At 63.4% G+C, this 14283-nt stretch carries 13 protein-coding genes and 1 tRNA gene; 6 read left to right on the top strand and 8 right to left on the bottom strand.

What is annotated here, in order from left to right:
* Positions 1-18 precede the first annotated feature (18 nt).
* Complete coding sequence (locus tag MTP16_RS01335) at positions 19-1224, bottom strand: hypothetical protein (RefSeq protein ID WP_243515213.1); 1206 nt, start codon at positions 1222-1224, stop codon at positions 19-21.
* Between the two features lie 54 nt (positions 1225-1278).
* Positions 1279-2139, bottom strand: coding sequence for a TssN family type VI secretion system protein (locus MTP16_RS01330; protein WP_243515211.1), 861 nt, complete (start codon positions 2137-2139; stop codon positions 1279-1281).
* Positions 2140-2340: 201 nt separating this feature from the next.
* Here MTP16_RS01330 and MTP16_RS01325 point away from each other — a divergent pair, with 201 nt between their 5' ends.
* The 4 genes from MTP16_RS01325 (at position 2341) to MTP16_RS01310 (ending at position 6709) form a co-directional block, all read left to right on the top strand.
* Positions 2341-3327, top strand: a complete 987-nt coding sequence (locus MTP16_RS01325; protein WP_243515209.1) for a type VI secretion system baseplate subunit TssG — start codon at positions 2341-2343, stop codon at positions 3325-3327.
* Between the two features lie 335 nt (positions 3328-3662).
* Entirely contained in the window at positions 3663-4085 is a 423-nt protein-coding gene (locus MTP16_RS01320) for a BLUF domain-containing protein (RefSeq protein ID WP_243515206.1), read from the top strand.
* Positions 4086-4168: 83 nt separating this feature from the next.
* Complete coding sequence (locus MTP16_RS01315) at positions 4169-6034, top strand: PAS domain-containing sensor histidine kinase (RefSeq protein ID WP_243515204.1); 1866 nt, start codon at positions 4169-4171, stop codon at positions 6032-6034.
* 96 nt (positions 6035-6130) lie between these two features.
* A complete protein-coding gene (locus tag MTP16_RS01310; protein ID WP_243515202.1) occupies positions 6131-6709 on the top strand; it encodes a type 1 glutamine amidotransferase domain-containing protein in 579 nt (192 codons plus the stop codon).
* A gap of 211 nt (positions 6710-6920) precedes the next feature.
* Here MTP16_RS01310 and MTP16_RS01305 read toward each other — a convergent pair whose 3' ends face one another.
* The 4 genes from MTP16_RS01305 to MTP16_RS01290 form a co-directional block, all read right to left on the bottom strand.
* Positions 6921-8063, bottom strand: coding sequence for a CocE/NonD family hydrolase (locus tag MTP16_RS01305; RefSeq protein ID WP_243515200.1), 1143 nt, complete (start codon positions 8061-8063; stop codon positions 6921-6923).
* 255 nt (positions 8064-8318) lie between these two features.
* Positions 8319-8816 carry a DUF6992 family protein gene (locus MTP16_RS01300; RefSeq protein ID WP_243515197.1) on the bottom strand — a complete coding sequence of 166 codons (498 nt, stop codon included), beginning with the start codon at positions 8814-8816 and terminating at the stop codon, positions 8319-8321.
* An 8-nt stretch (positions 8817-8824) separates the two neighbouring features.
* Positions 8825-9508: a porin family protein gene (locus tag MTP16_RS01295; RefSeq protein ID WP_243515196.1), complete on the bottom strand. Its 684-nt coding sequence runs from the start codon at positions 9506-9508 to the stop codon at positions 8825-8827.
* A gap of 131 nt (positions 9509-9639) precedes the next feature.
* On the bottom strand, positions 9640-10320 hold the full coding sequence (locus MTP16_RS01290) for a porin family protein (RefSeq protein ID WP_243515195.1): 681 nt from the start codon (positions 10318-10320) through the stop codon (positions 9640-9642).
* Positions 10321-10513: 193 nt separating this feature from the next.
* Here MTP16_RS01290 and MTP16_RS01285 point away from each other — a divergent pair.
* Positions 10514-10588 (top strand) — tRNA-Val (locus MTP16_RS01285).
* A gap of 325 nt (positions 10589-10913) precedes the next feature.
* On the opposite strand, the gene MTP16_RS01280 is transcribed toward MTP16_RS01285, so the two are convergent.
* The gene (locus MTP16_RS01280) at positions 10914-11180 is read right to left on the bottom strand and encodes a hypothetical protein (RefSeq protein ID WP_243515194.1); all 267 of its coding nucleotides are present in this window, start codon (positions 11178-11180) and stop codon (positions 10914-10916) included.
* A 300-nt stretch (positions 11181-11480) separates the two neighbouring features.
* Between MTP16_RS01280 and MTP16_RS01275 the strand changes: the two genes are divergently transcribed.
* The gene (locus MTP16_RS01275; RefSeq protein ID WP_243515193.1) at positions 11481-11816 is read left to right on the top strand and encodes a hypothetical protein; all 336 of its coding nucleotides are present in this window, start codon (positions 11481-11483) and stop codon (positions 11814-11816) included.
* A 205-nt stretch (positions 11817-12021) separates the two neighbouring features.
* On the opposite strand, the gene MTP16_RS01270 is transcribed toward MTP16_RS01275, so the two are convergent.
* Positions 12022-14259, bottom strand: a complete 2238-nt coding sequence (locus MTP16_RS01270) for a xanthine dehydrogenase family protein molybdopterin-binding subunit (protein WP_243515192.1) — start codon at positions 14257-14259, stop codon at positions 12022-12024.
* Positions 14260-14283: the final 24 nt, after the last annotated feature.

Raw genomic sequence — 14283 nt, 5'->3', positions numbered from 1 at the left:
AGAGCGGGCGGCAGCTTCTTAAGTAAAAGGATTCCAGCGCACCGGGCTGCTGGGGCGGTTTTCCGGCTCGGGAGCCAGAGCCGGGCCCGACCCGGCCACCGGGTTTTCGTTGATGAAGGTCTGCCAGCCCTCCTTGTTTTTGCCAATGTACTCCAGCTGGCTGAGTTGCCGGAAAATGCTGCCAATCAGCTGCCACAGATACTGCTGCTGGCGCAGGTGCTCGTGCACCAGTTGGTGGTTGTAGCTGAGCGTGACGGCCGTTTGCAGGGCCGAAAGCAGCGTGGCGGGCAGCGTTTCCGACCATTGCTCAAAGTACTTGAGCAGTTCCTCGCGCTCGGCTTCGGTGAGGCTGTCGAGCGAAGTTTTGAACTGCTTGGCCACGCGCAGCAGCGCGTCGAGGAAGTAGATAGGCGGCTGGGCCGCCGCCATCAGGCGCAGTGTGGTGAGCTGCTGGGCCAGGGCAAAGGCCGTGCGCTCGGCCAGCTCGCGCACCAGGTCGGCCAGGTGGCTGCGCTTGTCGGTGCGCAGCTTCACCTTGTGAATAATCTTGAACGCGTCGGTTTCCAGCTCATTGAGCTGGAAATCAATCTGGTGCAGGGCCTGTAGCAGCGCCGGGTGGCTGGCCAGGGCCGTGCTCGGCGGAATGAAGTGGCTCACGGGGCGCAGCTCGCCTTCGGTGAGCAGCAGCTCGCCCACCGGCAGGGCGAAGGCCCCGCCAAACGTGCTGTTCAGCTGCTGCGTGGGCACGAAGCTGAGGGCGTAGGCCGGGCGGGTGTAGGGGTGGCGGGGCGGCAGCTCGTCGGGCGAGGGCGTGCCGGTGGGCACCCGCTCAAAGGGGTTCACCGTGAGCATCACGCTGAAGCGCAGCCCTTCGGTGGCGGGCAAGCCAAACGTGTTCAGCAGCTGCACTAGGTTGGTGCGGGCGCTGAGGGGCGTGCTGGTGGCCGTAATCTCGATGCGCACCCCGCCGGCCGTGACGGCCCGGCACTGCGTGAGGCGGGCCTGCACTTCGTTTTGCGCATCCACGCTCAGCAGCAGCTCGAAGGCCGGGCTGCCCAGCTCGTTGCTGGTGGGCAGCAGGCCGTAGTAGTCGGGGCGCAGGTGCAACGCCGTGGCATCGCGCAGGTGGTCGGTAGTGAAATGGTCTGCCTCGGCAAAATGGCGGCGGGCTATTTTCATCCCGTCCACCCAGTTCACCGGGTAGTGCGTAATTTCAGGAAGCATAAGCGCAAAAGAGAAGGGAAAGGAATAAAGGAGCAGCCCGGGAAGTAAATGGCCTTATTCGGGCCGGGGCTCGGCGGGCGTGGCCGGCACGCGCTGGGCCACAATGATGCTGCCCTGGCGCAGGAAGTTGTCCTGAAAAGTGAAGTCGGGGTCGTAGTACTTGCGGCGGCGCCACCAGGGCTGCTTGGCGTAAAACAGCCAGCCAAATGCTTGGCCCTGGTTGTCGAGGTACTGCAAGGCCTGGTCGGGCTTGAGCTGGTTATAGTCGGAGAGGAAGATGGCGAACAGGTCGCTCAGCCGCATCTGGTAGGGCGCCTTCGACGAAAAGTCGTGGTAGAGGGCCTCGCCGAAGCGGCGCGTCATCCAGAAGTGCACCACCATGAAATTGTTGAGGTCCATGCGCGACAGGTCGGGGCTGGGCGCCAAAGGGTTGTAGTGCCACAGCTTGTAGCGCCGGTGCGGAATAGCCAGCCAGGCCCGATACGATTCCCAAAAGAAATAAGGCAGCAAAAACGGTATTACGGCCGCCGTGAAGCCTGCCGGCGGCAGGTAGTTGCGGGCCCACGGCACCCAGCGCAGCGCTAGGATGGCGCCCGCCCCCAGCGCCGCCGTGAGCACCAGCGTGAGGGCCATGGGGCCGCGGCGCTCGGCGCTGAGCCAGCTCAGCCAGTTGGGCAGTTGGGCTGCGTAGAGCCAGCCCAGCAGCGCCAGCGCCAGCATGAGCAGGCCCAGGGTGGGGGGGAAGCCCCAGGGGCTGCGCACCGCCGCCAGCCCCAGCAGCCCAAACGCGAGCACCGTGCCCAGCACGTAGAAAAATACACTCAAAAAAACCTTGCTGCCCTGCACCCGCGAGCTGAGGTTGGATAACGCACTGTTGGCGGCCCCACGGGCCTGAGAAGAAGGGTCGGGAAGCATGTGGAAAGGAACACGCACGGGAAGGGTCGTTGAGCCTGCCGTTCCCGTGCTTGGCAAGTGCCCAAAGTACGTCAAATTTTATGGCGGCGCCAACGTCGGCCACCGGCTTACTCTCGTACGAAGCTCATCCGCTAATGGCTACACGCAAGGGCTAGAAAGGACATTTCCTATCTTCGCCCGGTCCTTTTCACTTCCTTACCAATGCCTGACACCACATCCGTTCACGCGCTGCTGGCCAGCTTGCGCCGCCAGCCGTTCGACCTGCGCCTGGAGGTCATCCTAGCCGAGCTGCTGGACTACGGGTATGCATTCGACGATTTTCTGGTGCAGCCCGTGGGACTGTTTGCCCGCCGCTACCGGCGCGACCTGGGCACCGTGCGCGACGAAACCTTTGAGCGCGGACACCGCCCCGTGGTGCGCACCGTGCTCGAAATGCACCGCGAAGGGCTCTACGACGCGCTGCCGCAGCAGGTGTTTCACCAGCCCGGCAGCGGCACCGACGGCCCGCCCGGCGTGCGCACCATGGTGGAAGACATCCGGGTGCAGCGCCGCAAGGAAAAAGCCACCCGCCAGTTCTTCCTGCCCTTCGAGCAGGAATTCTTTCGCAGCCGCGTGCGCATCGAGCAGCAGGAGCGGCACTACTTCACCAACCTGTCGGCCCGCTGGTACAACCACGCCATGGCCCGGTTCTGGGGCATAGCCGACGCCAACCTGCCTCCCGAGCCGCTCACCAACCTGCTGTATCTGCTGCCGCTGGCGCACGGCATTGTGGGCGATTTGGCGCGCACGCAGCAGTGCTTCGAGAGCGTGCTGGGCCTGCCGGTGCGGCTGCGCATGGTGGCCCCCTTGCGGCACCCGCTGCCCACCGAGCCCGGCGCGGCCGGCAGCCCCGCCACCGGCCACACCCTGGGCAACCTGGAACTGGGCCGCGACCTGACGCTGGGCGGCGACTACCAGGAAACCCTGCCCGCGCTCGAAATCAGCCTGCACGGCCTGAGCGTGGCCGAGCTGGAAGGCTACCTGAGCGGCACCTGGCAGGCCAGTGCCCTGGCCTTGCTGTGCGAGTACTTCGTGGCCTTCGAAACCGACATCACTGTGCGGTACGAAATGGCGGCGGCCGAGGCCTCGTTTTACCTGGGAGAGGGAGAAGATGCGGCGGTGCTGGGCTTCACCACGGCCGGTATCTGAGCTGTGGAGAAGGCGCCGTGCCCACGCCCCTTTTGCTGGCTGCCTGCTGCACAGGCTAGCGGCCCGCTAAGCGGAATGTCTTCTTGTACAGTGGTTTTACAGTGCCATGCGGTGGGCCGTAGGGCGGCAGGGGCCCTTGGCTGAATGGCGAAGCCCTATTCATATTTTATTTTGGGTCATTTTATAACCTCAGCCATACCTTGGGGCGTTTTTGAAAAAAGCCAATAACCTGCTGCGGAAGCGCACGTAGTAGGGTGTTGCTCAAGGCCGCCCCCTCAAGGCGCCTTCCGATACTGTTCTGCATGATACACATTGTTTAAATCATGAGCCGGGCCGTGCGCCCACTTTCAGACCAAGACCTGCAGGAACTGCTCGACCAGTGCCGCCGCGACAACGCCGCGCGCAACATCACGGGCGTGCTTTTCTATAGCCACGGCAACATTGCCCAACTCATCGAGGGCGAGCCCGAGGTGTTGGAGCCGCTTTTCGACGTCATTTCCCGCGACGGCCGCCACTCCAACGTCGTCAAGCTGGTGGACAAGCCCATCACCGCCCGCAGCTTTTCGGATTGGTCGATGGCCTTTCACCCCATCGAATCCAGCGGGTTTGAAGCCCTGCAGGGCTTTCTGCTGCCGCAACACTTGCCGCCGTCCCCCAGCTCCCTCAGCATTGCCGATGCCATGCTGGTCGATTTGGTGAAGCTGGCCGTATTTGGCGCCGAGCAAAACCCGACCGCGGCGGAAGTGGAGCATGTATAAACACGGAAAAACAAGCCGGCCGGCTCCCTCCGCCAGCCGCCCGGCTGGCAGTGCCCAGCCCGTTCCCGTGCCTACCTTTGGCCATGCGTGAGCAACAACTGCGGGACATTTTAGGGCACATGCCGGCCGGAGTGGCCACTCTGCAAGGGGAGGAGCTGCGCTATGGTTTTGTGAATGAGGCCATGCAGGCCGTGCTGGGCACTTCCGTGCAGGAAGGCGAAGCCGTGGCCGAGCACGCCGGCGCCTTCCCGGCCGATTTGCTGGAGGTGATGCAGCAGGTGTACGGCTCCGGGCGGCCCTACGTGGCCAAGGCCTACTGCCTGCCCCTGCCGTCGGCCGAGGGCGAAGCCCCCACGCCCCGCTATTTCGACATTGCCCTGGAGCCCGTGCGCGAAGGCGACGGCCCCGTGAGCGGCCTGCTGCTCTTCGCCGTGGACGTGACGGCGCAGGAAGAAGCCCGGCAGCGCGCCCACCACCTGTCCATCGAAACCCGCCGCCTCGACACGCGCCTGCGGGTGCTCACGGAAACCGTGCCCCAAATCACGTTCACCGTCGACGCCGAAGGCAAGTTTGAGTACGTGAGCCCGCAGTGGTACTACTTCACCGGCCAGCCACCCACAGCCGACCTGAACGCCATCTGGCCGCTGCTCATCCACCCCGACGACCGCCTGCGCGTGCTCTATCAGTCCGACACAGCGCGGGCCAGCGGCATCGGCTGGAGTTACGAGTACCGCCTGCGCCGCCACGACGGCCAGTACCGCTGGATGCTGAGCCGCGCCCTGCCCGAGCTGCACGCCCCCGACCAGGCCGTATTCTGGCACGGCGCCCTCACCGAAGTGCACGACCAGCGCGAGCTGGCCGATGCCCTGCGCCGCGGCGAGGCCGAGCTGCGCTTCCTGGCCGACAGCATCCCCGAACTCATCTGGACGGCCACGGCCGAAGGGTTTATTGATTATTATAATAGCTACACCGGCGAGTATTCGGGCCTGACCAAGGAAGAGCTGGGGCCTACCGGCTGGATAAACCTGCTGGAGCCCAGCGAGCAGGCCGGCGCGGCCCGGCGCTGGGTACACAGCATTGCCAGCGGCCAGCCCTACGAAGGGCTGTTCCGCATGCGGCGGCACGACGGCCGCTACCGCTGGCACATCATCCGGGCGCGGCAGCTCACCGACGAGCGCGGCCCGCGCTGGTTTGGCACCTGCACCGACGTGGACGACCAGTACCGCCTGCGCGAAGTGCTCCAAACGCAATACGACGAGCTGGCCCGCACCAACCGCGACCTCGACACCTTCGTGTACACGGCCAGCCACGACCTCAAACAGCCCGTGCTCAACCTGCGCGGCTTGTTCGACGAGCTGCGCCGCACCGCCACGTTTGCCGACCCTGAGGAAGGCGAAATTGTGGGCATGGTAGACGAAGCCCTGGCCCAACTGGACACCACTTTGCTGGACTTGGCTGCCACCGTGCAGGAGCAGCGGGGCCTGTCGGCCCCGGTCGAAGTACTGGACTTACGCAGCGTGGCCGACGAGGTGCTGCTGGGTTTGCGGGCCCAGGTGCAGGAGGCCGAAGCTACCGTCAGCCTCGACTTTGAAGCCGCGCCCACCCTCACCTATGGCCGTGCCCACCTGCGCTCCATTCTGCACAACCTGTTCAGCAACGCCCTCAAGTTTGCCGATGCCGACCGGCCGCTGCACCTGCAAGTGCGCAGCCACCTCACCGACGCCGGCCAACCCGTGCTTGTGGTGCAGGACAATGGCATGGGCATGGAGCTACCCAGCCGCCGGGCGCCAGTGTTTCAGCCCTTTGCCCGGCAGCACCCGCACATTGCCGGGGCCGGCGTGGGCATGTACCTCGTGCAGCGCATCGTGGCCAGCCGCGGCGGCCACCTCGAAGTAAGCAGCACCGTGGGCGAAGGCACCGCCTTCACCATCCATTGGTTTGAAGGCTGAGGGCCGAATTTTGTATCAACCTCCGCCTTGGAAAGGGCGTACAGAATAAGCCGGACCGTTTCCGGCTTTCTTCTTTTTATCTCCTCCCTTTCCACCATGAGTATTTTCAGCAGCGACAAACTCAAAGGCAAGAAAATTGCCATCATCGCCACCGACGGCTTCGAGCAGGCCGAACTCGACGAACCCAAAAAATACCTCGAAGGCGAGGGCGCCGAAACCCACGTCATCTCCCTCAAAAGCGGCTCCATCAAAGGTTGGGACGGCCCCAGCAAGGACTGGGGCAGCAAAGTCGACGTCGACAAAGTCATCACCGAAGTGCGGCCGGCCGACTACGATGCCCTGGTGCTGCCCGGCGGCCAGATGAACCCCGACATCCTGCGCACCAACAAAGACGTGGTGAGCTTCGTGAAGGAATTTGCCGGCTCGGGCAAGGTGCTGGCCGCCATCTGCCACGGCCCCTGGCTGCTGGTGGAGGCCGATGTGGTGCGCGGCAAGCGCGTGACGAGCTGGCCCAGCGTGCACACCGACCTCAAAAACGCCGGCGCCCTCTGGGAGGATTCCGAAGTGGTAACCGACCACGGCCTCATCACCAGCCGCAAGCCCGAAGACATCCCCGCTTTCAACAAGAAAATCGTAGAAGAAATGTTGGAGCCCCAGCACGGCGGCCACAACTAAGCAGGCAGCAAGGCCTCGCTTGTCATTGCGAGCGCAGCGCAGCAATCCGTCCTGTTCTCAGCGACTAGCCTATATAAAGTGAAAAAGCCCCGGTACTGCGCAGTACTGGGGCTTTCTGGTAAAAGAGCGTGTCTGGTGTTGAGAGGACGGATTGCCACGGCCTGCAGCCTCGCAATGACAGGCGTTCCGTCCTGTAACAACAGCCGGGGCCTTACTTCTGACTGCTTATCCACTTGTAGACATCCGCCGGCGTATCGGGGTTGAAGGCGGCGGAAGCGGCTTCGGCGGGCGTGTCGCTGGCAAATTGCAAGGCGTGGTTGAGGTTGGGGTAGCGCAGCTCGGCCACGCGGGCGTTGTTGCGCAGGCCTTTGCGGAGGGCCGTGAGGTTGGCGGCGGCGTTCACCTCCCGGTCGGCCTCGCCCTGCAGCAGCAGCACGGGGCACTTCACGCCGGGCAGATCGGGCTGCGGGTCGAAGCTGAGGTAGCTGCGGTAGGCGGGCGTGGTAAGGGTTTGCACGCTGGCTTGCAGGTCGGTAGGGGCGATGCCGGGGTAGCGCTGGCGCAGCATGTTGCCCAGAATGGCCTGTGCCTGGCCGTTGTCGGGGGTTTGGCGCACGATTTCGAGCATGGCCCGCTGCTGCTTGATGAGGGCTTCTTCGTCGCGGCGCATGGCGGCTTTCTGGCGCAGGCGCTGCTGGTCGAGGTAGGTCTGCACCTGGGCAGCGTTGGAGCCGTTCAGGCGCATCTTGGCGGCTTCCTGCTCGGCAGCCAGCATGTCGAGCCGATACTTGCGGGCGCGCTGCACGTCGGTCGAGTCGTTGCCCAGCACCTTGCCGTACATAGCGGGCTGGGTGGCCAGCACTTCGCGGCCGGGCAGGCCCGCGGCGGCCATGGCCACCACAAACGTGGGCGCCAGCGGCTGCGCGCCAGCCAGCAGGGCCACGTTGGCCCCCTCGCCGTGGCCGATGAGGCCTAGGCGGGTAACGTCTACCTGGGGCCGGGTGCGCAGGTAGTTGAGGGCCGCAATGGCATCGGCCGACCGCTCGGCTAGCGTGGTGGTGGCCGCCGAGCCGCCCGAGCCGCCGCGTCCCCGCTCGTGCAGGCGCAACACCGCTACGCCCTGGCGTACCAGATAGTCGGCCAGGCCATTCAGTAGCTGGTTATCGGCCGAGTGGGGGTTGCTGGCATCCACGCCGCGCTCGGGCAGCAGCACCGCTGCCGGGAAAGGCCCCTGGCCTGTGGGCAGCCGCAAGATGCCGTTGAGGCGCACGCCACCGGCGGGGCTGGTCACGGCCACCGCCTCGGAGCGGTCGAGGGTGCTGGCGACCGTCCCGGAAAGGGAAGCCAGTGACAAAAAGCAAAAAACGGCGAGAGTAAAAAGGCGCATAACGATTCCTAAAATGTACTAACTGGCAAATGATGGTTATCAAGCCGGTGCCCTTAATAGGAATCCAAAATTCATCTATCAGCGTGATTACTAAAAGATAAATAAGTTGAAACCGCCTCTTTGACCGACTTACTGGCCTAATTGCCCGATGAAAGAAACGGTATTTTCTCCAATCTGGATTTCGTTCCCAAATTGAGATATGAGCTATGTGTTACCGGGCGGTTAAAGTAATGGAATCCACGCCCGGCCTTGCCCGTGCAACAGGCCCCACACCGCCGCATCAAACACCAGCAGGAAACCACCCTGCACCCACAACGACCGGCCGAAGCCATCCAGGCGCGAGGCATCGGCCCGGCCCGGCGTTGCCGCCAGCGCGCGCAGGTAAAACCCCGTCATCACGTAAGCCACGTCGAGGCCGGTGTTTAGCATGAACAAGTTTTCGTTGTGGAGCTGTGCGGCCACCAGCTCGGCCAGTCGCAGGCTCGGCGGGGAGGTAAACCGCAGGTGCAGGATGCCCCAGCAGGCCAGCACGGTGTTTACCAGGCCCCAGCCCACATTCATGCCGTGGAAATAGTAGGGCGCAAAGCGGCGGTCGGCTTGCTTCACAAAGGTGCCGCTCACCAGCAGATTGAGCAGGGCCCAGGCGGCCAGCACGGCCAGCGCCCGGCCCAGCAGCATTTCGCGGGCGTGGTCCAGCGCCGCTAGGTCGAGCGCGGGCATTGGCAGGGCTAATGCTTGAAGCCCAGCCCCAGGTACACTTGGAATACCTGGTTGCGGATGTTGTTGTCGCCGATGGCCGCGCCCGTGCTCGTGTTGTAGCGCAGCACGGTGCCGTCCTTGTACACCTTGCCCAGGCTCCAATCGAAGCGGGCGCCCAATTTGGCGAAGCCCAGGCGGGCCTCGGCGCCGGCAATGGCGCCGTAGTCGAGGCTGTTGTAGCCGTTGTCGCCGATGTCCACGGTGGCATCGCCGTTGCGCACGTTGGTGAGCAGCGACACCTGCGGCCCCACGTGGATGCTGAGCGTTTCGGTGAGGTTGCCCACGAAGAGGATGGGCAGCTCCAGGTAGTCGAGGCGGGTGTCGCGGGTGGCGGTGCCGAGGTAGTCGGTGCGGTAGCCCTTGCGCGAGTACAGCAGCTCCACCATCAGCGAGGCGAAGTTGTTGAACCCGAATTGGCCATACACGCCCGCGTGAAAATCTTTCAGGTTGTCGCGGTTGGTGAACAGGCTGGCGCCCGTGCCCTGAATGCTGGCCAGGTTGTAACCGCCCTTGATGCCGAAGCCGGTATTGCGCGACTCGGTGCCGTCGGTGGCCACGTAGTCGGTGGAGGAGCCCACGCCGGGCCCCTGCTGGGCGTGCACGGCCGGGGCCAGCGCCAAGCCCAGTGCCAGGGTGAATAAGGCTGTTTTCATGACGAAAAGCAATGATTGGAATGCTTGAGGAAACGTGCCCCTTCGGCCAAGGTTGCCGTTGGGGCATGCACCAGAAATAAAAAAAGGAGGCCCGAAGGCCTCCTTTTTGAAGAATCGAAGCATAGCGCTGCTTATTGCGTGAAGCCGATGCCCACGTACACTTGCAGCATGTTGTTGTAGAGCTTGCTGTTGGCGAATTGGCTGGCCACCGTCGTCACCTTGCTGGGGCCGTCCTCAAAAACTTTGCCTAGGAACAGGTTGTAGCGGGCGCCAACGCGGGCCGGACCGATGCGGGCCTCCAGGCCGGCCACGCCGCCAAAGTCAAACGAGTTAAACCCGTTGTCTTTCGCGTCGAGCGACTGCTCGTCCTTGCGGATGTTGTTGAGCAGCGACACCTGCGGCCCCACGTGGAAGCTCAGGTTGTCGGTAAAGTTGCCCACGTACATCACGGGCAGCATCAGATAGTCCATGCGGAAGCGCTGGCTCCCGCCATTGGGGCCGGTGTTGGCCTCAAAACCCTGGCGCGAATACAGCAGCTCAGCCTGGATGGACGAGAAGTCATCAAAGCCAAACTGGCCGTAAACACCGGCATGGAAGTCGCTACGGGCTTGGCGGTCGATGCCCTTCACGCCGTCGCCGCGCAGGCCGTTGAGGTTGTAGCCGCCCTTGATGCCGAAGCCGGTGTTGCCGGATTCCGTGACGGCGCCACCGGTGTAGTCCTTCGATGATTGAGAGCCGCCGGGGGCAGCTTGGGCAAAAGCAGCCGGCCCGGAGGCCACGGCAAGCAGCAGAAATAGAAAAATCTTTTTCATGGTGAAAGAGGGTAAGGAAATGAGGCCAGTGGCCCGGGAAGATTACTATTCCCGTTTGCCCCTATACTTTCCCGAGGCCGGCAAAGTTGCCCCTGCTGCCAGCGCCCGGCAAAAAAAGCCGCCCCGGCTGGTACATCAAGCGCCGGCAGGCGCTACCTTTGGGGCCGCGCCGCCGCTCAGGCAGGCCTATTCCGGAGTGTTAGCTCAGTTGGTTCAGAGCGCCACCCTGACACGGTGGAGGTCGTTGGTTCGAGCCCAATACGCTTCACGAAAATGCCCAATACATCACGTATTGGGCATTTTTATTTTGCGAGCCCGGTTTTGCCCCCGGTTTCACTAAACATGTGGAGAAGTGCGCGGGCGGCAAAGAATGCGCTAAGTGTCTTCGCCTCGCGCCTTGCTACCCAGCCCATTGCGCTGGCCTGCCTGGCCCGGTTCTGCCGCTGGTGCTCCTGTGATGGGCCCAACCTCTCAAAATTCTATGGTCTGCGCCGACCAGGTTCGGCGCCCGAACTGGTGACGCCCACTCTCCAAGAGAAAATCAAAAAGCCCCGACCAACCGGCCGGGGCTTTTGCGTACGGGGCGCCAAAGGCTAATTGAGCCACACCCGCTCGATGATTTCAAATCGGTGCTGGCTGAAGGCGTTGAAATAGGGCGCTTCGCCCTGAAAGCCCAGCACGTGCACCAGGTCCGTTCCTTCGGCCTTGCCCTCCGTGACGCGCACGGGGTAAACCTGGCCCTCGACGGGCCAATCGCCTACGTGCTTGGCGGGGCGGTTGCTGTCGTCTACACACACGGCGTAATCGATGAACGGCGCGGTGCTCGTGGCTTCGGCAAGGGTGTGGTTGGTTACTTCCATAAATTAAAATTACAAAAAATTACAAAAGGCCAGCGGATGAGGCTGGCCTTTTGGTACGGCTCTGGTGTTTCCTCAGCTTGGCCAGCAGCTGGTGTCCACTAATGCAATAGTAGCTGCCCTGCCGGTATAACACAAGTACCGTAGGTTATGATTCCGAGAACAAGCCAAGCGCGGTGCCCCACGGCCGCTCACCGGCGGGCACAACCCGGCGTGAGCGGCACGCACTGGGTAGACTGCTGCCCCGAAGAGCCGTGGCGGTGGGGAACAACAGAAGGTCGGACCAACCTTACTTTCGCCGGCATGAAAAAACTACTCTTCCTGGGAGCGTGCCTGTGGGCGCTGAGTGTAAATCCGGTGTTGGCGCAGACAGCAACTCCGGATATCGCAGTGGTACGGGTTCATGAATATGATACCTCCACCCAATTGGCCCTCACGTACGGGGAAGGCAAAACGGAAATCCTGAAATTTGACAACGGTGTCCGGGATAAGTCGCTGATGGCTTCCGCTGAAGGTTGCCACCGCTTAATGCTCAAGCTCTATCAAGCGGGCTATACCTTGCAGAGTACCTTCAGCGGAACTCCAACTGCCTCGAGCACGGTCACGACGCTGGTCTTCGTCAGGGCCCCAAAACCGTAGCAAGACGTTGGAAAGCACAACGCACCGCCCGGTTGCTGCTCGTCGGACTGTGCGGGTTGGCTGAGCGGAGCTTTGGGCTGCCTTGCCTCCCCGGAAGCTCCGGTCGTTGCAGACAGGCGTGGGGGCGCAGGTGTTCGCACCAAGTCCCGCGCACGCAGCGGGACTTGGTTTTTTATGGCTGTCAGGTGCTAAGCCGGCTCAGCCGCTACACCAGCTTGTCGGGCGTGATGGGCAGTTCGCGCACGCGCTTGCCGGTGGCGTTGAACACCGCATTGGCGATGGCCGGGGCCACGCCGATGGTGGCAATTTCACCGATTCCCTTGGTGCCCAGCGCGTTCACGTACGGGTCGGGCTGGTTCACAAAGGCCACCTGGATGTCGGGGGCGTCGGCGTGTACGGGCACGTGGTAGTCGGCCAGGTCCTTGGTCACGTAGCGGCCGAACCGGTCGTCGATGATGGCGTGCTCCATCAGGGCCATGCCGATGCCGCCCACGGCGCCGCCCTTCATCTGGTTGCCAGCGGTTTTCTCGTTGATGATGGTACCCGCGTCGGCGCAGCTCACCAGCTTGCTCACCCGCACCTCGCCGGTGAGGACGTGCACCCGCACCTGGGCAAAATGCACCGAAAACGAGTACATGGAATACTTCTGGCTGTTCTCGCCATCAGGCTTAGCCTGCACCGTGACGGCAGTGCCACCGGCCTGCTTCACCAGGTCGGTGTAGCTGGCGCGGGCAGAGTCGTTGCCATTCAGCGTGAGGTGGTTGTCGGCAAACAACACGTCTTCCTTTTTAGCTGAGGCAAAGGCGGCATTGCCGGCGCTGGCTAGCTCACGCAACTTGTCTTTCAGGGCCAGGCAGGCTTCCTGCACGGCCGGGCCCACGGTGTTTACAATGGCCGAGCCACCCTGGGTGGGGGCCTGCGCAAAGTCGGAATTGCCCCACTCAAACCGGATTTTGGCGGGCGCCAAGCCCAGCGTGTCGGCCGCAATCTGGGTCATAGCTGTGCCGGTGCCGGGGCCGATGTCGGTGACGGCGCTTTGCAGCAGCACGGTGCCGTTGGGCAGCAGCTGGGCGCTGGCTTTGGAGGAGCCGCGGTGCGCCCCGAAGGTGCCCACGCCCATGCCGTAGCCCACCAGCCAGTCGCCGTCGCGCACGGCGCCGGGCGCCAGTTTGCGCTGGTTCCAGCCCACGCGCTCGGCGCCCAACTGGTAGCATTCCTTCAGAAACTTGCTGCTCCAGGGCTTGCCATTTTCGGGGTCTTTCTCGGTGTAGTTGCGCAGGCGAAATTCCAGCGGGTCGAGCTTCAGCAGGTAAGCCATTTCGTCCATGGCCGATTCGAGGGCGAAGGCGCCGGTGGCCTCGCCCGGCCCGCGCATCCAGATGGGCGAGCCCACGTTGAGGGACGCCAGGCGGTAGCGCGTGGTCAGATTCGGCGACTCGTACATCATCCGCGTCTGGGCCAACGTTGACTCCGTAAACTCCTCGTAGGTAGATGTCTGGCCGATGCTTTCGTGGGTGATGGCCGTGATTTTGCCGTCGGGCGTGGCGCTCATGCCCACCTTCTGCCAGGTGTGCGGCCGGTAGCCCACCATCGTAAACATCTGCTCGCGGGTCAGCATCAGCTTTACCGGGCGGTTTACCACTTTAGCGGCAATAATGGCGGCCGACTCGTGCGGCCAGCTGTGCAGCGCGTTGCCAAACGCGCCGCCCACGTAGGTGGCTATCACCTTCACATTCTCTTCGGGCAGGCCCCATTCCTTGGCGAAATCGCGCCGGGTGGCCATGGTGCCCTGGGTTTTGTCGTAAAGCGTGAGGCGGTCGGGCGCCTCCCAGTGTGCCGTGATGGCCTGTAATTCCATGGGGTGGTGCACCTCGGTCGGAATCACATATTCCTGCTCCAGCTTGATGGCGCCGGTTTTGTAGGCATCGGCCTGGCCGCGCTGGTAGTCGTTCATCGGCGACTTCGGGTTTTTCTTGGCCGAAGTGGGCAGGAAGGCCTGCGGCTTGTTGGCTTCCAGGTTGGTCTGGTGCTTTTCTTGGGCATACTGGCCCTTCACCAGCCGGGCAGCGAAGCGGGCGCGCTCCAGCGTGTCGGCCACCACCACGGCAATGGGCTGGTCGTTGAAGCGAATCTGGTCGTCGGTGAAAATGCGCAGGGCGCTGCCCACCGTTTGGGGCTGCGAGGGGTCTTTGCCCACTGGCTTGCTGCCCGGCGTCTTGGGCGCGTTTAGGTGCGTGACGACGGCCAGCACGCCCGGCGCCCGCTCGGCGGCCTTGGTGTCGATGCCCGTGAGGCGGCCCTTGGCAATGGTGCTGCCCACCAGCACGCCGTACACGAGGCCCGGCAGCTCGTACTCGGCCGAGTAAGTGGCCGCGCCGGTCACTTTCTGGCGGCCGTCCACCCGGTTCATCGGCTTGCCGATGTGCTTTTCTGGAGTTTTCATATCTGGAGAGAAGAAATGCTGAAA

Origin of the sequence: Hymenobacter monticola (assembly GCF_022811645.1) — a bacterium.
Taxonomy (GTDB): Bacteria; Bacteroidota; Bacteroidia; order Cytophagales; family Hymenobacteraceae; genus Hymenobacter; species Hymenobacter monticola.
The sequence above is the reverse complement of the archived record's forward strand: the minus strand, read 5'-3'. Positions and strand labels throughout refer to the sequence as shown.